General features: G+C 57.7%; 19 protein-coding genes. 14 read left to right on the top strand and 5 right to left on the bottom strand.

All coding sequences use genetic code 11. The annotated features are described in order from the left end of the window. The first annotated feature begins 94 nt into the window (after positions 1-94). Complete coding sequence (locus TERRO_RS21900; RefSeq protein ID WP_014785146.1) at positions 95-1573, top strand: sigma-54-dependent transcriptional regulator; 1479 nt, start codon at positions 95-97, stop codon at positions 1571-1573. 127 nt (positions 1574-1700) lie between these two features. On the opposite strand, the gene TERRO_RS06220 is transcribed toward TERRO_RS21900, so the two are convergent. Genes TERRO_RS06220 through TERRO_RS06200 form a run of 5 tightly spaced genes read right to left on the bottom strand, consistent with a single transcriptional unit; the run spans position 1701 to position 6883 of the window. Continuing rightward, positions 1701-2705, bottom strand: a complete 1005-nt coding sequence (locus TERRO_RS06220) for an NAD-dependent epimerase/dehydratase family protein (RefSeq protein ID WP_014785145.1) — start codon at positions 2703-2705, stop codon at positions 1701-1703. After that, positions 2702-3820, bottom strand: coding sequence for a non-hydrolyzing UDP-N-acetylglucosamine 2-epimerase (wecB, locus tag TERRO_RS06215; protein ID WP_014785144.1), 1119 nt, complete (start codon positions 3818-3820; stop codon positions 2702-2704). Before wecB ends, TERRO_RS06220 begins: the two co-directional genes overlap by 4 nt. Continuing rightward, a complete protein-coding gene (locus tag TERRO_RS23795) occupies positions 3817-4617 on the bottom strand; it encodes an N-acetyltransferase (protein WP_014785143.1) in 801 nt (266 codons plus the stop codon). The genes wecB and TERRO_RS23795 overlap by 4 nt, the downstream gene beginning before the upstream one ends. A 37-nt stretch (positions 4618-4654) precedes the next feature. Continuing rightward, on the bottom strand, positions 4655-5491 hold the full coding sequence (locus TERRO_RS06205) for a glycosyltransferase (RefSeq protein WP_014785142.1): 837 nt from the start codon (positions 5489-5491) through the stop codon (positions 4655-4657). A 24-nt stretch (positions 5492-5515) separates the two neighbouring features. After that, complete coding sequence (locus TERRO_RS06200) at positions 5516-6883, bottom strand: nucleotide sugar dehydrogenase (RefSeq protein WP_014785141.1); 1368 nt, start codon at positions 6881-6883, stop codon at positions 5516-5518. A 269-nt stretch (positions 6884-7152) separates the two neighbouring features. Between TERRO_RS06200 and TERRO_RS06195 the strand changes: the two genes are divergently transcribed. From TERRO_RS06195 to TERRO_RS06135, 13 genes are all read left to right on the top strand, one after another. Further along, positions 7153-8271 carry a Gfo/Idh/MocA family protein gene (locus tag TERRO_RS06195; RefSeq protein ID WP_157178274.1) on the top strand — a complete coding sequence of 373 codons (1119 nt, stop codon included), beginning with the start codon at positions 7153-7155 and terminating at the stop codon, positions 8269-8271. An 8-nt stretch (positions 8272-8279) separates the two neighbouring features. Next, positions 8280-8657, top strand: coding sequence for a transporter (locus tag TERRO_RS06190; protein WP_014785139.1), 378 nt, complete (start codon positions 8280-8282; stop codon positions 8655-8657). Then, a complete protein-coding gene (locus TERRO_RS06185; protein ID WP_014785138.1) occupies positions 8657-9019 on the top strand; it encodes an SMR family transporter in 363 nt (120 codons plus the stop codon). The genes TERRO_RS06190 and TERRO_RS06185 overlap by 1 nt, the downstream gene beginning before the upstream one ends. A gap of 2 nt (positions 9020-9021) precedes the next feature. Then, on the top strand, positions 9022-10446 hold the full coding sequence (locus tag TERRO_RS06180) for an FAD-dependent oxidoreductase (RefSeq protein WP_014785137.1): 1425 nt from the start codon (positions 9022-9024) through the stop codon (positions 10444-10446). After that, a complete protein-coding gene (locus TERRO_RS06175; protein ID WP_014785136.1) occupies positions 10439-10639 on the top strand; it encodes a hypothetical protein in 201 nt (66 codons plus the stop codon). Before TERRO_RS06180 ends, TERRO_RS06175 begins: the two co-directional genes overlap by 8 nt. Further along, the gene (locus tag TERRO_RS06170) at positions 10636-11418 is read left to right on the top strand and encodes a polysaccharide deacetylase family protein (RefSeq protein WP_014785135.1); all 783 of its coding nucleotides are present in this window, start codon (positions 10636-10638) and stop codon (positions 11416-11418) included. The genes TERRO_RS06175 and TERRO_RS06170 overlap by 4 nt, the downstream gene beginning before the upstream one ends. A 76-nt stretch (positions 11419-11494) precedes the next feature. Further along, the gene (locus tag TERRO_RS06165) at positions 11495-12580 is read left to right on the top strand and encodes a glycosyltransferase family 4 protein (RefSeq protein WP_014785134.1); all 1086 of its coding nucleotides are present in this window, start codon (positions 11495-11497) and stop codon (positions 12578-12580) included. After that, positions 12577-13929 (top strand): glycosyltransferase family 4 protein, encoded by a 1353-nt coding sequence (locus tag TERRO_RS06160; RefSeq protein WP_014785133.1) that lies wholly within the window; start codon positions 12577-12579, stop codon positions 13927-13929. Before TERRO_RS06165 ends, TERRO_RS06160 begins: the two co-directional genes overlap by 4 nt. Before the next feature lie 194 nt (positions 13930-14123). Then, a complete protein-coding gene (locus tag TERRO_RS06155) occupies positions 14124-14672 on the top strand; it encodes a polysaccharide biosynthesis/export family protein (protein WP_245536229.1) in 549 nt (182 codons plus the stop codon). Then, the gene (locus tag TERRO_RS06150; RefSeq protein ID WP_014785131.1) at positions 14669-15934 is read left to right on the top strand and encodes a hypothetical protein; all 1266 of its coding nucleotides are present in this window, start codon (positions 14669-14671) and stop codon (positions 15932-15934) included. The genes TERRO_RS06155 and TERRO_RS06150 overlap by 4 nt, the downstream gene beginning before the upstream one ends. Continuing rightward, the gene (locus TERRO_RS06145) at positions 15924-17405 is read left to right on the top strand and encodes a GumC family protein (RefSeq protein WP_014785130.1); all 1482 of its coding nucleotides are present in this window, start codon (positions 15924-15926) and stop codon (positions 17403-17405) included. Before TERRO_RS06150 ends, TERRO_RS06145 begins: the two co-directional genes overlap by 11 nt. A 1-nt stretch (position 17406) precedes the next feature. Then, positions 17407-18198, top strand: a complete 792-nt coding sequence (locus TERRO_RS06140; protein WP_014785129.1) for a CpsD/CapB family tyrosine-protein kinase — start codon at positions 17407-17409, stop codon at positions 18196-18198. 214 nt (positions 18199-18412) lie between these two features. Beyond that, positions 18413-22408, top strand: a complete 3996-nt coding sequence (locus TERRO_RS06135; RefSeq protein ID WP_157178273.1) for a BACON domain-containing protein — start codon at positions 18413-18415, stop codon at positions 22406-22408. Positions 22409-22509: the final 101 nt, after the last annotated feature.

Raw genomic sequence — 22509 nt, 5'->3', positions numbered from 1 at the left:
CGTATCGCCGACTGAAGCGCGGGGGCGCCGATGATATCGTCCTGGCGCAAAACACATGTGATTTCAATCACAGAAGGTGAACGAGGATCCGTTGATGCTTCGAACGAAGACTGTTGCGCTAGTAACTCATTCGGAACTGCTGAGGCATACCGCTCAAGCTGCACTTCATTCCGAAGGCCATGACGCCAAGGTGTTTCATACTCTGCCGGAGTGTCTGGAATCCTGGAAACAATCGCGCTTCGACGCGGTGATCCTCGATGTCTCTTCGCGGCCACCGAGAGATGAGGCTTCGCTTGCGGAGCTGGTTCGTCTGGTAGGTCGAGAGCAAGTGTGGATCGCGCTACCGCTCGGATTGAGCCCATGGACTGCTGACGCGGATTCCCTGGGCCTGAAGAACAGACTGACGGCGCCGTTACAACGAACCGCGCTGGAGCTGGTCCTGAGTGATCTGAGCAGCCCACGACATGAGAGTCCTGCGCCTGCGATCAGTGAACCGCGGAGACACTCGGCGAGCGGACTGATTCTGGAGGAGCTGGGAAACAATCGCTACTTCCTGGCAGCGAGCCAGAAGATGATGCAGATCTATGAGACGGTCCTGCTGCTTGCTGCGGTGGATGCTCCTGTTCTGATCCTGGGGGAAAGCGGCTCGGGTAAGGATGTGGTGGCTAACCTGCTGCACCGGCATTCGAAGCGCGCCGGGCATACCTTTACTTCTGTGAACTGTGCTGCCCTGCCGCCCGACCTACTGGAGAGTGAGCTTTTCGGCTACGAGGCGGGTGCATTTACCGGGGCCGTTCGCGCGAAGTCCGGTAAGTTTGAGCAGGCGGACAAGGGTACGATTCTGCTGGACGAGATTGGCGAGATGAGCGCGCCGATGCAGGCCAAGTTATTGCATGTCCTGCAGGACGGACAGTACTCGCGGCTGGGAGCTCGTGCACCGTCGATGGCGGATGTGCGCGTGGTGTCCGCGACGAATGTCGACATTGAAACGGCGATGGCTGATAAGCTTTTTCGCGAAGACCTTTACTACCGAATCAGCACCTTCACGATTCGCGTTCCACCACTAAGAGAGCGCCGGGAGGAGATCCCTTACTTAGTGGAGGAGATGGTGAAGCGGCAGGCGGCTATCTTCCAGCGCGATCCGGTGTACATCTCACCGCACATCCTCTCGACGCTGCAGGAGTATGACTGGCCGGGTAACCTTCGTGAGCTGTCGAACGTCGTGATTCGGCTGCAGGTGCTGCAGGGACATGAGTCATCGATCGCCGATATCGAGAGGAAACTATCACGTACTACGATTGTCGAGAAGGTTTGCCCGGTCGAGGCACCCGATGGCCGCGCAAGCGTCCACGAGATGCGATCGATCGTGAAGACGTTCAAGGACCAGACAGAGCGGAGGTTGATTCAGCAGGCGTTGGATAACGCTCGCTGGAACCGGCGGCAGGCTGCAGTGGAGCTGCGGATAAGCTACCGGACGCTGCTGTACAAAATTGATGAATACCACCTGAAAGAGACGCGTGCACCGATTCGCATGAATGGGGAGATTGAAGGTACTGCTCGCTTCCTGGCGTGAGAAGATATCCGGCCCTGCTACAGGCAGCCGGATCCGAGAAGAGTAAAGGTTTCGAGAGTCATTCGTTTCTGCAACGTCAACCGCTCCAATCCTTGAGTTCCAGGATGGAGCGGTTTCCTTTTCGCGTCTATACCAGGGTGAGCTCTTCGGAGACTTGTTCGCTCATCCTTCTCTTTTGCCATTCGATGGTTTTTACCAGACCTTCGTCAATGGAGATCTGTGCGCGGAATCCGATGAGTCTTTCGGCCTTGCGAGTATCGGGGACACGCCTGCGGACGTCCTCGTACTTGCGATCGGCAATGGCGTCGTAGGGGATGAGGCGGATACGAGGCTCGCCCGGTTCGCCACAGAGGCGATGAATCCTCTGGGCCAGGTCGAGAATGGTGATCTCGTGACTGTTGCCAATATTGACGATCTGGCCATCGGCCGCAGTGGATTCAGCAGCTGCGACGATGCCACGTGCGGTGTCTTCCACGAAGGTGAAGGAGCGAGTCTGAAGGCCGTCACCGTGAATGGGGATTTCACCACCATCCACGATGGTGTTGATGAAGACCGACTGCGGGCCACCCCACCAGGTGAGGTTTTGCCGTGGGCCATAGGAGCCAAAGATGCGAAGGATGGTGGCAGAGATGCCGGACTCTTCCGCGATCGCAAGCACCAGATGCTCGTCGAACATTTTCGAAGCGGCGTAGGCCCAACGAGCGACGGTGGGCGGACCCAGGACCGAATCGTCATCCTCAGCGAAGGGCACAGACGGGTTCTTACCGTAAACGTCAGACGTTGAGGTAATGACGAAGCGTGCGCCCTGCTCCGCTGCGACCTGCAGGGCGTTTTGCGTGCCGTAGAAGTTCACCAGCAATGTCTTCTTGGGATTCTCATATCGCGGAATCTTGTAGGCGGCCAGGTGAAGAACCATGTCTACCTTTTGCGCCGCCAGACGCAGTGATGCCGCGTCACATACATCGACGTCATGGAATTCGAACTCCTGACTACGGAAGGCGTCCTCAAGGTTGCGGAGATTCCCGTGGGAGAGATCATCTACGGCTACGACGTGATAGCCCTTCTTCAACATGAGATCCGTTACGTGTGAACCGAGGAATCCTGCGGCCCCGGTAATCAATACTCGCTTCATGATGCACACCTCAACCTTGTAAGAATTTCTTGAACGCTGTGTTTTCCGGCATTGCCGTCGCCAAAGCCGGCGAGGTCTCGTGCGGACTCGAGTGTGGCGGTGTCGCCGTTGAGAAGAGTATTCACCCCGGCACGGATGCACGAGGGATTCCAGCCGACGAGCCTGTTCCAGCCACCGAGTAGAGTCTCCTGCCACTCGGTCTCGTTGCGCAGTGTGAGACAGGGGATGCCAAGGAAGTAAGCTTCCTTCTGCACCCCGCCCGAGTCTGTCATGACGAAGCGCGCATTGCGCTGCAACGCGAGCATCTCGAGGTACCCAACGGGCTCGATGATGTGGACTCGATCGCCTAGCAATACGAAGGCGTTGCCCATCTCACCAAGGCGTTTCCTCAGTCGCGGATGCATGGGAAAGACGATCGGAATATCGACCTCTCTTAGCGCGTCGAAGATACCCGCGAGCCGAGATGGATCATCGGCTGTCTCCGCACGATGGATGGTGAGGAGGGCGTAGTCCTGGGGGAGGATCTTCAGATGGTTCAATGTTGATGAGTGAAGCGACTGGGTGCCGAAGCATTCGACTGCGTCGAGCATGACGTCGCCAACGAAAACGGCGCGTTCCGCCAGGCCTTCGCGAGCGAGCTGCTCCATGGCTGTGTGGGTCGGACAGAGAAGGAGATCCGAGATATGGTCCGTGACGATACGATTGATCTCTTCCTGCATGACACGGTTGAAGCTGCGCAGACCAGCCTCAAGATGAACGATGGGGATGTGGAGTTTGGCGGCGGCGAGTGCTGAGGCGAGGGTCGAATTGGTATCGCCGTAGGCGATGATGGCGTCGGGGCCCCAATCCTGGAGCTCCGCTTCGATCTCAGCGAGCATGATGCCAGTCTGCATTCCGGGCGACTTGGCCTGTGAGACATCCAGCAGCTTCGGCGCAGGCATATTTAATTCATGAAAGAAGATATCGGACATCGCGGCATCGCGATGTTGTCCGGTATGCAGGAGTCGATGCTCGATGGATCCGGGATGAAGCTGCAGATAGGCATCGATACTTTTGGAGATGACAGCCATCTTGACAAACTGGGGACGGGTGCCGCCGATTGAAAGTAGTTTCACGCGGCACCACCGCTGTTCTCAGCCTTAGGTTCCTGCAGTAGCTGTTCGTCACTTACGGGTCGCACCACACGCGCTGGGGACCCCATGACCAACATGCGCGGTGGTACGTTGCGCGTTACGATGGAGCCGGCTGCAACCAAGGCGTCTTTTCCGATGGTGACGCCTGGGAGCACGGTAGCATTCGCAGCGACACGCGCGCCGCGTTCCATGGTGACGCCGCCGAAGTGTTTGTATCGCTCCTGGGTACGACCCACGAAGTTGTCGTTGGTAAATGTGACTTCCGGCGCGATGAAGCAGAGGTCTTCGATGGTTGATTTGGCCGTGATGTAGGCGCCTGTTTCCACTTTGCAACAACTGCCGATCGTAACTTCGTTCTCAACGGCTACGCCACGGCCGATGATGGTCAGGTCGCCGATGGAGGTCTGCTCCCGCACGCTGGCGTAATCGGCGATGAGCACACCGTCACCGATCACAGCTCCGGCGTAGATGACGGCATGGCTGCCGATGAGACATCCATCGCCGAGATAGGCGGGAGCAAAGGCCTTATCGACGGTGGTTGCACTTGCACGAGCCTTCATCGGTTGTTTGCCAATGATGACGCCATCATCTACCCGGACGTCTTTGCCTATGCATGAATTTTCATGAACGATAACGTGGCTTCCGATGAACGTTCCCTCACCGATGCTGACGTCCTGACCCAGGACCACGTATTTCCCGAAGTGCACGTTGGGATACCGCTTATTTCTATCCTGCTCTTCGAGGAGAGCATTTTCCGCAGCGACGAATTCGACATTCATATTGCTCCCCCACCCCTGTTGATGCTGCTTCTTTGTTCTAACGACCGTGCTGCGGAGATCCAACGAGGGCCGGCATTTCTTCTGTGAGTTCTGCCGAAGAGGGATTGCTCGCGCGCCGACGGCTGGGGGGGTAGCCGGCTTTTGCAAGGATGCATTTCAGTAACAGTTTCAGGTGAGACCGGGTGGTCTGCAGGATACGCATCTTGCTGACACCAGCCACACGACGATGCAGTGTGAGAGGAACTTCGTGGATGCGGTAGCCGAGCTTTGCGGCACTGATGAGGATCTCGACCGTTGACACGAAACCCGAACTTTCGAATTGCACGCGCCGGGTGAACGATCCACGATAGGCACGGAACATACTCGTATAGGTATAAAGCTTGACTGGCAAGACCGTTCGATAGAGCGAGGAGCACCGACGGCTGAGTGCGATCCTCCATGCGGGAACACCTTCTACCCGGCCGAGCGGATGGTAAGGCGACGCGACAACTACATCGGCCTTCCCTGCTGCGATGAGACTGATCATGGGAGCGAGATCTGCAGCCCGATACGTTGAATCTGCATCGATGGTGCAGACTATCTCAGCGCTTTCGACAGCGCGGAAGCCGGTCCGAAACGCCTCACCCAATCCGCGGTTTCTGCCGTGAGAGATGAGCTGGAAGGCCGCGCCACGTGGAACGGCCCTCTCCACCAGCTCTACTGTTCGGTCTGTACTTCCATCGTCGACGAAGAGATAGAAAACCGTGAAGCGCTCCTTGATGGAGCGATGCAGTTCTGCCAGACGGATCCTGAGAAGCGGCAGCGCCTCCTCCTCATTGAAGAGAGGAATGATCACCGCGACGCGTGGACGCAATTGCTTATGAGCAGCCACCATTCGATTACTCCTTCCTCTCTCTGCCTAGCAGTGAACGATCTTGGTGGACACGATGCCACGCGTTGCATTGCGCGTATCGACGACGAGATTGGCCTCGCTCACGATGGTGGCGTAGTCGTAGTCGGAGTGATCCGTCGCGATGACAACGCAGTCATAGTCCGCAAGATGTGTGAGCGGTGTGGAGGTCATGCCGAGGTTGTAATGACGCCCGCGTCCGACGGTTGGGAGATAGGGATCGTTGTAATCCACGAGAGCGCGCTCATGCTGAAGCTTCTCGATGATTTCGAGCGATGGGGATTCGCGAAGATCATCGATGTCCTTTTTGTAAGCGACGCCAAGTACCAGGATGCGCGAGCCGTTGATCGACTTACGAACTGTGTTGAGCGCTTCTCCGATTGCCTGGACGACGTAGTCGGGCATGCCTTCGTTGATCTCGCCGGCGAGCTCAATGAAACGTGTGTGGAAGTTCCACTCGCGGGCCTTCCAGCTGAGATAAAAGGGATCGATTGGGATGCAGTGACCACCGAGTCCCGGGCCGGGATAGAAGGCCTGGAAGCCGAACGGCTTGGTCGCTGCGGCGTCGATCACCTCCCAGATGTCAATGCCCATACGCTGCGAGAGCATTTTGAGTTCGTTGACGAGTGCGATGTTGACGCAGCGGTAAATGTTCTCAAGCAGCTTGGTCATCTCTGCCGCCTGGGTCGAGGAGACGGAGACTGTCTTGCCGAAGATGGTGCTGTAGAGGGCGGATGCGAGCAGGCCTGCCGCCGGGCTGTGGCCGCCGATCACCTTCGGGATGTCGCGACGTGCGACTGTGTTGTTGCCGGGATCTTCGCGTTCCGGCGAGAAGGCGACAAAGAAGACGTTGCCATCCGGGTCGGCTCCCTGCTCATGGGCGCGGAGTCCTTCCGGACAGAGACGGTTGAGGATTGGGATCAGGATCTCTTCGGTGGTGCCGGGATAGGTCGTGCTCTCCAGCACGACGAGCTGGCCGCGGCGTAACCAGGGAGCGATGTTGGTTGCGGTGCACTCGATGAAGGAGAGATCGGGATCGCGATGTTCCGTCAGGGGCGTGGGGACACAGAGGATGATGGCGTCCTGTTCGGAGATCAACGAGAAGTCACTGGTCGCCCGGAAACCCTGCGAGCGTGCTCGCTCGATTTCAGTGGAGGGGATCCGGTAGATATAGCTGGTTCCCTGCTCCAGTTGACTGACCTTGCTGCCGTCGATGTCAAACCCTTGCACGGTGATGCCTGCTTCCGAAAGCAGCAGGGAGAGAGGTAGACCAACATAACCGAGGCCGATAACTCCGACCTTTGCGGTCTTCGCGTGAAGCTTCTGAAGCTGAAGATCCACCTGAGAGGTTTGAATGGCGAGCGATGCGGTGTTCATGTGCTCCCTTAGTGCAAGGCTCATGCCAAACCGCGCAGGATCGAGAAACTCCTGCGGGCGGTGGCTTCCATCTATGTAATTGACTTCGGGCGATTATCTTTCGGGTGATTGTTGAGCGAATGCGGAGTGCACAGACTATGCAACTGCTTGCCTATCGGATCCGATATAGCTCGACTTGAGCCCCAGCTTCTATAAAAAGCCGCGCTGGAAACTTGGCATGACGATTGCTTCCATGAGTGCGAGCCCCCACTCAGAGAGAGATGATGATCATGAACAGCAAGTTGAAGGTAGGAGTTATCGGCCTCGGCGCCTGGGGCTGTAATGTAGCGCGGTGCCTATACGAGAACCCTGATTGCGACCTTGTTGCGTGCAGCGATGTGAGTGAGAGCCGTCGGGCACTGGCCGAGCGAAACTGGAATACCCAGACTGCTGTATCGCTCGACGAAATGCTTGCGAATTTCCCGGAGATACGCGCTATCGTGATCAGCACGCCGGCTGTAACTCACTTCAGTCTTGCAAAGCAGGCTCTGCTTGCCGGTAAAGACGTTTTTGTGGAGAAGCCCTTCACGCTGAAGGTGTCGCACGCGGAAGAGTTACTGGCTTTGGCCGAGTCGCTTGGCCGGATTCTGATGGTGGGGCACTTGCTGGAATATCACCCCGCAGTCAATCGCATCCGCGAAATTGTGCAGTCAGGCGAGCTAGGGGAGACCTATTACATCTACACACAGCGGGTGAACCTGGGGCGCATTCGCGGCGACGAGAATGCGCTGTGGAGCTTTGCTCCGCACGACATCTCACAGATCCTTTACATCCTGGGCGAAGAGCCGATTGATGTAAGTGCGAGAGGCCAGTCATTTATTCAGAACGGAATTGAGGATGTCGTATTCCTGAGTCTGTTCTTCCAGAACCGGCGGATGGCACATATTCATATCTCATGGCTTGACCCGCACAAGATGCGGAGCACGACCGTGGTGGGCAGCCGGAAGATGCTTGTCTTCGACGACGCAGCGACGACGGAGAAATTGCGCATTTACGACAGCGGCGCGCAGACACCTGCAACGTGTTCTTACGGTGAGGCGATCCAGGTTCGTTTCGGGGATATTCAGATCCCGCACCTCGCGTCAACGGAGCCATTGAAGCTGGAGTTCCAGCACTTCATCGATTGCGTCAACCACCGCACGACACCTCGAAGCGATGCCCGCGATGGTCTGCGCGTCGTACGCATCCTGGAAGCAGCTCAAAAGTCGCTGGAGCACGACGGTGTGCCGATTTCACTGGAGCACGGAACGGTACGCACGGCGCCATCGAAGACTGCTGTGTTGAACCGTCAATGGACTCCACAACTGCCGGTCTTTCCAGTTGCTGCAACCGCCGTGGCGCAGGCTTAGGGCGGCGGATGAAGGCCTACCGGACAGAGATGCTGGTGACGGGTTCCGTTGTGCTGGCGGCGGCTGGTCAGAATGTGATGAAGCTGGGCCTTATGGGGAGAGGGGCGCTCGGCACCGCTCTGCTGGAGTGGCCTCTCATGGTGACCAGAGGGCTCGCGGGCGGGCTTGCCCTCTACGCCTTTGGGACCTTGCTCTGGTGTGCTGCCGTTGCTCGTAAGGACATTAGTTACCTTTATCCGCTGGCGGCAACGAACTACGTTTTGACGGGACTTGTGGGTCATTTTGTGCTGCACGAACCTTTAGGGCCTTTGCGCTGCATCGGCATTGTGACGATCGGACTTGGTATCGCGCTTTTAGCACGAACGAATCGAGAGGTGATTTCGTGATGACGTTGTCTTTCACATCCGTCTCTTCTGCCTGGACCGCGCTTGCCGTCTCTATTGGCCTGGCCTCGGTGGCACAAGTGGTGTTGAAACATGCCACGAACCTGGTCGCAGCCTCAAACCAACGACGTAAGGGGCTGCCCTGGATGGTGCTTTGGGCAGTGATGTTCGTAGCGGCTACGGCCTGCTGGCTGGTCGCGCTAAAGACGCTGGATATTTCTTATGCGTATCCGCTGTTGAGCCTTGGTTTTGTGCTGGTAAGCGGATTGGCTGCGCTGCTCCTGCATGAAAGGGTCTCGCGGCAACGCTGGATTGCCATTGGTGTGATTTCCTGTGGGGCCGCGATGGTTGCGGGGAGTATTTGACGATGACAATGACAGCATCACGTCGCTCTCATATTGCTGTAGTTGGAGCGGGCTTTACAGGGATGGTCTGCGCCCTTCGGCTGCTGCGCGCGGGTTACCGGGTGAGCATCCTGGAACAGCGTGCCGACATTGGCGGCCTGAGTACAAGCCATGACTTTGGGTCGTTTGAGTGGGATCGTTTCTACCACTGCATCCTGACCTCTGACAGAGCTTTGCTGGACCTGCTGGATGAGCTGGGTCTGCACGACGAACTGCGCTGGACGAAGACGGAGGTTGGCCTCTATTCCCACGGAGGTTTTCACAAGATGACCGGGGCAGCCGATCTGCTTCGGTATCGGCATCTTTCCCTGCTGTCGAAGATGCGGCTGGCGATCATGTCGCTCTATGTGACGAAGATCAAGAAGGGGCTTCGACTGGAGAGAGTGCCCCTCTGCGAGTGGACGCGCCGGCTCTTTGGACGGAAGGTCTTCGAGCAGATCTGGGAGCCGTTACTGCGATGCAAGCTGGGGGAGCTGCGCCGCTACGCTTCTGCTGCCTTTCTGTGGGGGACGATGGTCCGTCTGGCTTCCACACGTCAGCAGGGACTGGGTGCGCAGGAGCAGTTGGGATACGTGCGGGGTGGCTACCGGATGGTCTTCCAACGCCTGCAGCAGAGTGTCGCGATGTGGGATGGTTCGACACACCTTGGCGTGAAGATACGTCGCATCTGCGCCCATGAAGGCGATGCCAGAGCAGGCGCTGTACGGATCGATACGGGGCAAGGCGCGCAGTTCTTCGATGGTGCGGTGCTGACGGTTCCAAACAGTGTCGTTGGACGTCTTCTGCAGACAAGCGACGCCGACTACATGAAACGACTAGGCGAGGTGATGTACCTGGGGATGATTTGCGTGGTGGTGGTTCTGCGCCGCCGGCTATCGCCCTTCTATGTGACAAACGTGACGGACACCATTGGTTTTACCGGTGTTATCGAGATGACGAACCTGATCGATCCTGCTGTGGAGACGAACGGGAGACACCTGGTCTACGTTCCACGCTATACAACATCTTCTGATCCCCTCTTCGAGAAAGATGACCAGGGAGTGTGGGACCAGTTCTGGCCGGAGCTGTCTGCGATGTACCCGGATCTGAAGGAGGCTGAGATCGAACGCTGGTTCGTGTTCCGCGAACGCAATGTGCAGCCGGTCCCGACGATCGGCTATTCCGGGATTGTGCCACCAGTCCGTACTCCTGTGCCGAATGTTTACCTAGCGAACACCGCGCAGATCATTAACAACACGCTTAATAACAACGCGATGACTTCCATCGCGAACCAGGCATGCTGCGAGCTCATGAAAGACATCCCGGTGGAGCGTTCGCTGGCCGCCAGTGGTTTGAGTCCGTGCGTGCCTTCTCTGGTTCTTGCTCCGATGGAGGTTTCGCATGGGTGAACTGATTGTGCTGGTAGAGCGTGTATCGCACTCGCTGGAGAAGATGCTGGGACCGAGTCCCGCACTCTCGTTTCTGCTGCTGTCTGCGGCGCTCTTTCTGTGTGGCGCAATCCTGACGCGGACGCGGGTTCAGCGAGCGGGGCGAGAGCATAAGTCGATCTCAGGCCAGCGCGCGGAGGACGGCCGGGTATGACACAACTTACCGACAACGACCTGATGGCGACATCGAAAATACAGGTGTTTGCCTACCACGAGATTTGCAGCGTTCCCTCGCGTGACATCTACACGCTGTCACCCGAGATGTTCTTTCAGCATCTGGCAACAATCAGTAAAACAGCCGAGCAGAGCCGGAGCCCGGCAGTGATCACCTTCGACGACGGCCACTGTTCGAACATTCGGTGGGCAGCGCCGATCCTGGGTGCGTTCTCGCTCAAGGCGAACTTCTTCGTGACCACAAACTGGATCGCAAGCAAGCACGATCATATGGACTGGAATGATGTGCGAAGTCTTGTAGCGGCAGGGCATGCGGTGGGATCGCACACAGCTTCGCATTCCTTCCTTCCCCAGTGCTCGCCTTCCCGCATGCAGGAAGAGCTGCTGGGCTCACGCAGGACACTGGAAGACCATATCGGTCAGCATGTGAGAACCATCTCTCTTCCCGGTGGAAGGTGCAATGAGGCTGTGTTGCGGGCGTGTGCGATTGCCGGTTACGAGGTGGTCTATACCTCACAGCCCGGTTATTACCGGCCGCCTGCACAAGTCCCCGGGCTTACGATGCCGGCGGTCATTGGCCGTTTTGCAGTGCGTGCTCACACGACATTGCGGACGATTGCAGGTTATGCGGAAGCCAATCGCACTACAGTGCATCTTCTGCAGGCGAACTATCGCGTGCGCGACGCCATGAAAGCAGTGGTTGGGGACGCAGTGTATCAACGCTTCTGGTCGCACCTGTTCCGTGCGACAACCAACTAGATCTGCAGTAGTCCGGGGGCCTGGCTTGCGGGTATTACAACTGGTATCGAGTGCGGGTTTCTACGGCGCTGAGCAGATGGTGTGCTTACTTTCTGCGTCTCTTACGACCGCAGGAGTGGATGCATGCCTCGGCCTGTTCAATGCGGATGCCCCGCAATGCCGGCAGCTAACGCAACGCGCGGAAGAGCAGAATACTCCAGTCTGGAACTTGCACTGTAAGGGCCGCTGGGACCTGAGTACGTTTCGATCGCTGATCCGCTTTCTTCGCGCAGAACGTGTCGACGTGGTACATACACACGGCTACAAGGCCAACGTCTACGGGTGGGTGGCGGCGCGACTGGCTGGTTGCGCCATCGTCGCCACATGTCATAACTGGACGGAGCGTACCTCCCCGTTGCAGTTCTATGCGCGACTGGATCGATTGCTTCTTCGCCGATTTGACATGGTAGCGGCGGTGTCCCGCGGTATCGTCTCGCAGCTGAGACGTGCCGGGATCCGGAAACAGACGATCCGTGTGATCTCGAACGGCATCGATGTCGCACGGTATCAACACATCACCAGCGCGACGCAGCATGGCCCCTTCGTGCTGGGATGCATCTCGCGCCTCTCCAAAGAAAAGGGCGTAGACGTGTTGCTTTGGGCTCTCCCGAAGATCCTGCGACAGTATCCCACGTTGCAGTGCGTGATAGCCGGTGAAGGAGTGGAGCGCGACCACTTGCGCATTCTTGCGGAGACACTTGGGGTGTCGCAGCAGTTTCACTTGCCGGGGTTCTGCGACGACACCGCTCAATTTCTGAGCCGCTGCACGATCATGGTGCAGCCTTCGCGCATGGAGGCGATGCCACTGGCGATCCTGGAAGCGATGGCCGCCGGTAAGGCCATTGTCGCGTCCGCAGTGGGAGAGATACCGCGCCTGCTTGATGACGGAAGTGCAGGATGCCTGGTACCACCGGGCAAGCCGGAACTGTTGGCGGACGCGATCATTGCTCTACTGTCCGACGCAGCTCTGAGGCAAGACTATGAACAACGTGCGCAGGCCAGAGCCATCGCGCAGTTTGATGTCTCCGCCATGACGCGTGAGTACGTGCGTATGTATCAAGCAGTGTCCGCGAGACGAGGCACGAGAGTCAGCGTCGCAACGAGGGCGGGCGTCTCCTTATGACGATCGCCGCGATGCAGGCGACGGCAGCACCGGGAACGCCGGAAGGGACGCGCGGTGCCCGCCCCAGCGTGTGGCTTGCCGACCCATTCTGCTTCACGCCCTGGTACACCGCAGCACTGGCCGGAGCACTGCGCGATGCCGGTACAGCCGTGCGATTGATTTCCGCCAGCATTGCGCGCGAACCCAATTATTTTGCGCGCAGCGGACTCACCGCGGATCCCGGGCCCATCCGCTGGGATCGATGCGCGGACCATTGGCATCCGCGCGTCCGAAAGACAATGCGTGCCGCTGCTGCTATCGCGAACACTCTTATACTGACGCGCACGCTGGAACGCAAAGAAGCTGGACGGCCCAACATTTTGCACTTGCAACAACTCCCAGCGCTGAACCATGGCGTGTCCTTTGACTTCGACCTAATCGCAGCGGCACAGCGATATGGCATTCCCGTTGTCCACACCGTGCACAACTTGTTGCCACACGATACGGGCGAACAACTTCGACCGGTGTATCAGCGCCTTTATTCCGTGGTGGATCATCTGATCTGTCACTCCACAGATATTGCCCAGGCGCTAAGGGGCAAGTTTGGCGTCGACGCCGATGCGATCACGGTGATTCCCCACGGTCCGCTCTTTGAAGAGGTAAGCACTGCAGAAGGATTGCGTGTCGATGCGCGCCAGCGGCTAGGCATCGAGCGGAAGCGACCCGTCGCCTTGTGGCAGGGAGTGTTGGCACCGTATAAGGGACTGGACTTATTACTAGACTCGTGGAAGCGGTCTATGAGTACGTGGGATCCTGGTGCAGGATGCCCTCTCCTCTTGATTGCCGGTAGCGGATCCGCCGCGGAGGAAGAGCTTGTTCAGCGCACCGCGCGGCTTCATCCCGATACGATTCGGGCCGATCTTCGGTATATTGCGACGGAGGAAATACCGCACTATTATCGTGTGGCCGATGTAATTCTCTACCCTTATCGCAGCATTACAACAAGCGGCGCGCTGCTGACGGGGCTTAGCTATTGCAAGCCAATCGTCGCTTTCGATCTGGCTCCCTTTCGTCAATATCTTCAACATGGCAGTAACGCCGTCCTCGTACCTCCGGGAGACGATGTCCTACTGACAAAGGTGCTGAGCCGATTGCTGAGGGAGGTCGCTGCGATGCGCGATCAGACTGCAATGTCGTGCTCAGGAACGCAGCCTTCTGACGTCCCCTACCCGGCGCTTCTGCAGGGGGCGATGAATAATCGGTTGCTGTACACCGGCTGGGATGAGATCGCGGCGAGGACTGTAAAGGTCTATGGCCAGTTGCTTGGCGGTGCCTCCAAGGAAGTGTGCAACACACTGCATACTGTCTAACAGTCTCCCGCGATACCACAGCGATTCGAGCTTAAAACAGGCGCTTTACTGACCATCTGCTTTGGCTTCTTACTTGCATATTCCTTGTCATCGGAAGGACGGCAAGTATGGGATTCAGGGCTATCACACGATGGGGCACTGCATGCGCGCTGCCCCTATCTTTCATGGTCGGGCAGTGCGACGGACAGGAACAGGTGGCACATGTCGCTGCGACGACTGTTACCAGTACCAACAGGCCAGAGACGCGCGCCGCAGTCCCCGCAGCACGCTACACGATTGGAAGCGGCGACATTCTTAATATCCAGGTTTGGAAAGAGAAAGATCTTAGTCAGGTCGTGACGGTTCGGCCTGATGGCAAGATTTCGCTGCCGCTACTGAATGAATTATCGGTGGCTGGCCTGGAGCCTTCGCAGCTTGAAGCGATGATCCATGCGCGACTGCTGTCGATCGTCGTGGAACCCCAGGTGACGGTCACTGTTGCCGAGATACACAGTCGGATGGTGTATATCGCAGGTGAAGTCGCACGGCCTGGTGCCTACCCCCTGAACGCGCCGATCACTGTGTTGCAACTGATCGCACAGGCTGGCGGGATCACGGCGTTTGCATCGCGCAAGAAGATTCACATCATCCCGGCTGATAGCTCCACGAGCAAGGTATGGCTTAACTACAAAGCCCTGACACAAGGTACGGACGTGAACCGTAACCTTGCCCTGAATCCTGGGGATACGGTGGTGGTTCCATGACGCGGCCATCGCTGGAGCTTGTCTGCGCGGTCCTTCTGTGCAGTTCGCCATGGAACGGTCACGCGCAACAAGCATCGCGCGAAGATCGTGGCTTGTCTGCGGACACGCTCGCGGACAAGTCAGAGGCATTGCGACCACGGTCGGTGAACGCGGGACTGAACGTCGAGAACGGCACATCGCTTGACCTGATGGTGTCAACGAGTTATGGCAACGACTCTTCCGTCAATAACATTCCCGGTCTGAGTTCGCAATTTAATTCGTTGCAGGCTCGCCTGGCACTGGGACTTCGTACTCGCCGGAGTTCGATGACTCTCGCCCACGATGGCACGGTCCTTCTATTTCCCGGGAGTGATATTGCGTTGCAGCAGTACCAAGTAACGTCTTTCAACCTGACCCATGCGATCAGTCGTGTAACGACGTTGGGATTCAACGTAACAAACAGCTATGGTGCTGACTCTGTGCGGGCGACGGGTTCAGTAAGCCTTGCAGCCGTCAATACACAACCAATCGACAACAGTGATGTCCTGGCGGCTGTCGTAACAGGAAAGACGCTGCGGCAGTCTGGCGGTGTGGTGTTGGATCATGAGATCTCTGCGACGCGAGCCTTCACGATCGGAGGCGGCGGCAGCTTCAACAACTTCCTGGGCGCCGGCGCTTCGAACGACCAATTCAATTTGAATGGTGCTTACCGTCAGTACTACGGACCACACCTGCTGGTGGGAGCTAGAGCCGAAGGGAGCCAACAAAACTTTGGCTCAGGCACGTGCACGACCGCGAACCTGACGGGGTTTGCCGCTCTGCGGATTACGTCAAACCTCCGCGTTGACGGGTCGGTAGGCCCAGCGTTCGGCTCAGCACAGTGCACTGGTCAGTACCAATTTGAGGCGATCGTTTCTCAGCAGACGGTTCGCGGGACGCGTGTGTATGTAGGCACAAGCCGCCACCGCGGGAATGGGTCCGTGACGGGGTCGCTCTGGGAGACGTCAGGCTACGGCGGCATGGAGATCGGCAATCCACGCAAGTTTACTTTTTCCGCGAACGGTGGGTACACCAACTACCACGGTGGAACCGCTTCCCTGGCAAGCGATGTAACCGGGTACTTCGTCGCAGGTACGCTGCGTCGTCAGATTGGATTTATTGCAGAGGCTGCGTTGACGATGCGGCACTTCCAGCGGACAGCGTCTTCGGTCGATCTTTCCCGCACACTTTTCTTCGCCACCTTTACCTGCTGTGCACAATCCCGAGGGTCCAATGGCAAGTGACGCAATGTCCCCGGTCGACCGGATTTATAGCCTGGTGCAGGCGATGCGTTATCGCCTGCGCTTGATCCTTCTCGTGTTCGCAATCATTCTCTGCGCCTCGGTGACGTTTGTCATGCGCATGCCGAACGTCTACCGGTCCGAGACACAGATCCTGGTGGATCCACAGCGAATCTCGGATAAGTATGTCAGCGGCGTGGTGACCGCCGACGCAAGTCAACGCCTGGATACCTTGAGTCAGCAGATCCTGAGTTCTTCGCGACTGGACGCAATCATCCAGGAATACAAGCTGTTTCCGAAGCTACGAGACAGCACAAGCCGTGAAGAGCTGATTGAACGGATGCGTAAGAACATCGGCATTCAGTTGAAGCATAACGCCGAAGGTCTTAGCGCCTTTTCGCTGAGTTACACCGGCGAATCTGCGGAGGAGGTCGCAACAGTGGCCAACCGGCTGGCGGAGTCATTCATCTCCTGGAATCTGCATGATCGCGAACAAGAGGCGCTTGGGACCACGAAGTTTCTGGAGAATGAGCTTCATTCCACGAAGATGGAGCTGGACCGGCTGGAAGAGCGGCTGCGCATTTACAAGATGGAGCATCTGGGGGAGTTACCCGACCAGATGCAGGCGAACATGCAGACGCTGGCGAGGCTACAGGTGGAGTTACAAGCCAATACGGAAGCGCAGAGCCGACTGGACCACGAGGCAATTCTATCGGGCTCAATGGGTACTGACAGTTCCGCCAAACGGGGCGATACGAACACTCCGACGCTGAGGCAGAGACTGTATGCGGAGCGTGCCACGGCGCAATCGGAACTGGCAGAGTTGCGCAGGCATTACACGGATCGCTTCCCGGATGTGGCACGTAAGCAGGCCGACATCCGTGCCCTAGACGAGCGGATTGCGACGCTGCCGCAGGCACGCGTTGAAGCAGCTGCGGCCGCACCCGATCCGGAAGATGGCAGCGCCACACATCTGCAGTTGATCCGTCGCGACCGCGCTCGTCTGGAGAGTGTGGGGCGCAACATCGAGGCATCGATCCAGCGCTATCAACGCCGGATCGACTCCGAGCCGCTTCGTGAGCAGGAGATCTCTCAGCTGTCCCGTGACTACAACACGACGCGGGATCACTACAACGTGCTCTTAGAAAAAACCTATTCCGCACAGATGGCAGCGCAACTGGAGCGTGAGCAGCAGGGGGGGAGTTTCACCATGCTGGACCGCGCCCGTATCCCCGACGCACCCGTTGGTCCGAAGCGCGTGCCACTACTCTTTGGTTCCTTTTTCGCGGCGCTGGCCGCAAGCCTGGCGGTAGGATTCCTCGCCGAGTCTATGGATCGCACCCTGAAGTCCGAAGCCGAGCTGCATGACTGTTTGCCGATGGTCCCGGTTCTCGGCACCACTCCCAACATTCGTCCCGCGTCAACTGGCCGTGCGCTGACGACCACTACCCGGCTTTCGCTTGGAGGCCATTGATATGACCCCTCTCTCCGTACGTTATGACTCTTCGAAAGCCGCCGGCACCCTGAAGCAGATGAACGACCGGCATTTTATCCCGACTGACTCAATCCCTGAGTTCGAGGGAGTGCTCGATGGTGTGCCACGTCTAAAGCCGTCGGCCAATGGGAAGGAACATCAGCGATCAATCTTTGAAACAGATCCCTACGGTATTGCTGCGGAGCAGTTCCGCCTGATGCGACGGAGATTATGCAACCTGAGTCCCAATGGTGGAACCGTACTGATCACGAGCCCCGGCCCCGGCGACGGAAAGAGTTTGAACGCGCACAACATGGCGTGGGCTCTGGCAGAGGCCGGCCACAGCACCCTGCTGCTGGAGCTTGATCTGCGCCGTCCCAGCCAGCACAATTTTCTGCCGGGCCGGCCGCCGTACGGATTGGTCGATGTGCTGTCTGGCGAAGCTGAGCCGATCGATGCGATAACGCGACTCGCGCAGGTGCCTCTCTTCTTCCTTGGACTGGACGAACCAGCTCCGAAATCTTTGAAGCTTCTACGCACCCAGGCCGTGGTGGATGTTATCCGCTGGGCAAGGGAGACGTTTGCCTGGGTGGTGATCGACGGGCCGCCTGTCCTCGCAGCGTCCGACGTGGAAGAGATCCTGCCACGCGTGGACCTGGTCTTGATGGTGGTCCGGGAACGTGTGACTCCACGCGGCATGCTGGAACGCGCGGCCAGCCACCTGGGCGACCGGTTGAATTTTCTTGTCTACAACGATGTCACTCTTTCTGAAAGCTACGGATACCGATACTAAGGAAAACACTATGCGCGGTTCAAAGAGAAGCACGAACTACCTGGTCCATTGTCTACTTACTTTGCTCTGGTTCCTCATGTTGGGGTCAACGTTTGCCGCTGCACAAACACAGGATCTTACCGTTGTAGTGCTTGTGAACTCGGCAGTGCCTTCTGGCTATAACACCAGCAGCACGAACCCGGGCTCTTATCAAAAAGGTCCAGAACGCTACCTTGTGCATCTTCAAGTTCCCTACAAGGTCATTGACATCAGCGTTACGGCAGCGATCAACCTTAACTCGTCACAATTGATTATTGCGGCTCACAATGGACTTGCGCCGAATGCCGCCTGGCAGAACGCAATCGTCACCGCAGTAACAGGCGGCTCCGGATTCATCAATCTGGATAGTGCCCAGGCCGTGGGCACACAGAATCACATCCAGACGATGTTCCATGCAACGGGAGCAACCTTAGGATCAGACCAGACGAGCATCGTGATCCCTGCGGCCGTGCAGGTGGGCGGATCGACGCCGCACTACATTACCGCGCTGCAGCGCCATTGGCTGAACGATCCAACCGGAGATATTACCTATCCCTATCACGGCAACGGCGTCACAGTAATCGCGTCCAATGCAACGATTCTGACCGGCGCAACGGGGAATGTCGTAGCGCGCCTTGGCACCGATCCGCTGATCGTTGCCGGCTCCTATGGCCAAGGTCGCATTGTGGATTTCACCACTTACGACTATATGCATGCGGACCGCTTCGGATTCGTTCAAGGTGTGGACGATTTGTTCTGGCGAAGTCTAGTGTGGGCGGCACGCAAGCCATTCGTGCTTCGGGGCTACCCCAGACTCGCTGCGATCCAAATGGACGATAACGAGCCCGGCGTGATGTCACGCATCCCGGACATGTGGAACACGAGCCTGACAGGAACGGTTGCAGCGGATGGCACGGGAGGCCCGTGGTTGCCGCAGTTGAATATCCAACTGGGGTCGCTGTCTACGCCGGGCGGTGAGCGTGCGCAGATGATCAGCGCCATCAATGCAAACAATATGCATGCGACGCCCCATGGACTTAATTACGGTTCTGGCGGAGATCTTTACTGGAATCTAACCGCGCCGAACACGGATTCGCAGTGGCAGGCCAGTGTTGCTTCTGCACTGCAGTGGAAGTTGGGACAGGGCGGGAGCGATACGTTCCCTGCTTTTGGCAGATCCCTGGTTGGCCACTACTGGGATATCTCTGACAATAGCGGCGCTGAGATGTGGAATAGCCTTGGAATCCGGTACCTGACAACACCGCAGTCGCCGGGGACCTATTACTTTGACTACCCAAAGACTGCCGCACAGCGAATTCCTTACGGGCCTTTCCGTATCTATGAGCAACAACCCATCTACCCCGTGGACTATGAGGAGACCTTCCCATTCTTCTATGCGGATGACATGGTTGTTCACAGCGTTGCCGGTCAACCCGCAAAGACATTCTTTGCCTTCGCATCGCAGGTAGGCCAGTCGGGTGGCCGCTTTCCGCGAGCCGATGCGCTTTGGCCGAGTACCCAGAACAACTACACAGTTGCGCAGAGTTTGAATCAATGGGAGTACTACATGTGGCATTTCTGGTCGGGCATGCAGCCTGTCCAGATCTACACCCATGACGGTGACAACCTGGAGTACTCGACGACGACGGAGAGGCAGTCTTTTATATCCCAACTGTCGCAGTGGATCAGCGCAAACAAGGGTATTCATCAATACATGGATGGCATGGGTGATTACCTGCGTGCCCGCAATCACTCGCTGCTGACAGCTGGGACTGCCACGTCATCGACGCTATCACTTAGCTTCACAGGTGCGGCCACGGATGCAGATGGCCATCTGATACCGACGAAGGCGTACGTCTTCTATGGCGACAATGAAGGCCAACTGTTGTCCGTGCCCGGGTTCAGTAACGGTGGAACGTACACGTTTGCGAATGCACAACCACCGACGATGCAAGTATCGCCGTCGACGCTAAGCTTTACGACACCGGCGGGGACGTCGCCAGCGAATAAGTCTCTGACCGTGGCAAACCTTGGTTCAGGGAGTTTTTCCTGGAGTGTTAACAGCAGCGCGTCATGGCTGCACGCCACACCGACCACTGGCGTTTCTGGATCCACCGTATCTGTCAGCGTTACCAGCACGGGTCTTGCAGCAGGAACGTACAGTGGCAACCTGACCTTCACTTCTGCGACGGCCACCCCGAGCCCGTGGGTTGTTGCCGTGACACTTACGGTTACGCCTACCACTCCGAGCCTTTCGGTAAGCGCCACAGCGTTGTCTTTCAATCAGGCAGTTGGTACGACAACGGCGGCGTCGCAGTCACTTTCAATCACTAATTTGAGCGGCACGAACGTGAACTGGACCGCGTCGTCGAACGCGTCGTGGCTGACAGTAACGCCAAGCAGCGGTGGCACCCCAGGAACGCTTACCGCGTCTGTTATCGCAGGGGCGCTCCCGGCCGGTACCTACAGCGGTGCAGTGACCATTGTTGCCAACAGTATCCCCCAGACGCTGGTGGTTACTGTCACGTTCCAGGTGTTGGCGCAACCCGTATCTCTGCCCGTATCGAGCCTTAGTTCGTGGACGAGCACCTATCTTGGAGGCCTCGCGGGATGGAGCACGACCGGCACGGCGCTGCGTTACAACGGCGGCGGAGAGGTTCCGATCTATACGGGAAGCGCGGGTTGGACAGATTATGACCTTGCCGTCAACTTAACACTTCCTGTGTCCAACTATCCCGGTGGCTTCCGCGGGCGTGTGAACCCAGTGAATGGATCCGGCTACGCCGTCTGGTTCTATCCCGGCGACCACACCATCAATCTTTACAAGGTGGTCGATTGGAGCATTTCCAATGGATACACCCTGTTGGGCACATATTCGCAACTCCTATTCGACACAAGTGCCCACACGGTAACGCTGTCCATGAAGGGCAGCGCGTTGAAAGTGCTGTACGACGGTGTGCAGTTGATATCTGCTACCGACGCGACCTATACGTCAGGGGTAGTCGCCCTTGACCCTTCAAATCAGATCGTTACGTATAACAGCATCGTCCTGTCGAACCTGGTGGGGGCGCAGACCACTGTCACGGCGTCGCCAGCGTCACTCAGCTTCAGCGCTGCCGCCGGAGCTACGGCTGCAACACAGAGTGTCGCCCTGGCTTCGTCGTCGAGCGTGAGCTGGAGCGCGTCCTCTAGTGCAGCCTGGTTAACGGCGACGCCTGCTACCGGAGCGTCAACACCTGCTTCGTTCAACGTGACGGCGAATGCTGCGACACTTGCCGCTGGTACTTACTCCGGAACCGTTACGGTCACACCATCCAGCGGGAACGCTGTCACAATAAGCGTCGCATTCACCGTGTCAGCAGTGTCCACGGCGATCGTTCAGACCAATCCGGCAAGTGTCTACCTGTTCAGCCCGACCGGGACGTCACCAGCGCCAGTGGTCGTTGCGGTACAGAACGCTGGCACTGGAACGATGCCGTGGTCTGCGTCGAGCAATGCCGCGTGGCTCACTCCCACACCAGCCAGCGCAAGCGCTCCGGGAAACCTGACGCTCACACCAGCTACGTCTGCCCTTGCTGCCGGGACGACGGTTGCAAACGTTACGCTGAGTTCGACCAACGCCGCCTCGACTCTGACATTGCCGGTCACACTGCATCTGGGAAGCCTGCTGTTCCAGGACAACTTCCCTGTCGGCGACACCCAGTGGACCGCCTCGCCGCTGGGTCTTTCCTCCGGCTGGTCAATTAGCAACGGCAGCTATACCTACAACGGCGGCGGACACACGCAGCAATACGCCGGCAGTTCTTCCTGGACGGATTACAGCGTCTCCACGAAGATCACGCTCACCAATCAATTGAACTATCCGGGTGGTATCCGTGGGCGTGTGAACCTCGCCACTGGTGCTTCTTATGCAGTCTGGTTGTACCCGGCGGACAGCAAGATTGTTCTTTACCGGACGACTGGATGGAACATCGATACGGCCGGACTGTCCACGCTGGCACAGTCGGCCGCGCTGGTTCTGGACACTGCGCCTCACACTGTGCGACTGCAGTTTACGGGTAACCAGATCATGGTGTATTACGACGCGAAGTTAGTTATCAGTGCGTCAGACAGCACCTTGTCATCGGGTGCAATCGCACTCGATGTCTCGTCGCGACCTATCAGCTTCAGCAACGTAACCGTACAGCAGTAAACGACAAGGCATACCTATGACTTCGTTCCTGGTTAGCTTACGGCGAACACGGCTGGACGTTCGTGCACTTCTCGCCTGGAGACCGCTGTTCTCAGTGCTAC

It is taken from the genome of Terriglobus roseus DSM 18391, from assembly GCF_000265425.1.
GTDB classification, from domain to species: domain Bacteria; phylum Acidobacteriota; class Terriglobia; order Terriglobales; family Acidobacteriaceae; genus Terriglobus; species Terriglobus roseus.
The sequence above is the reverse complement of the archived record's forward strand: the minus strand, read 5'-3'. Positions and strand labels throughout refer to the sequence as shown.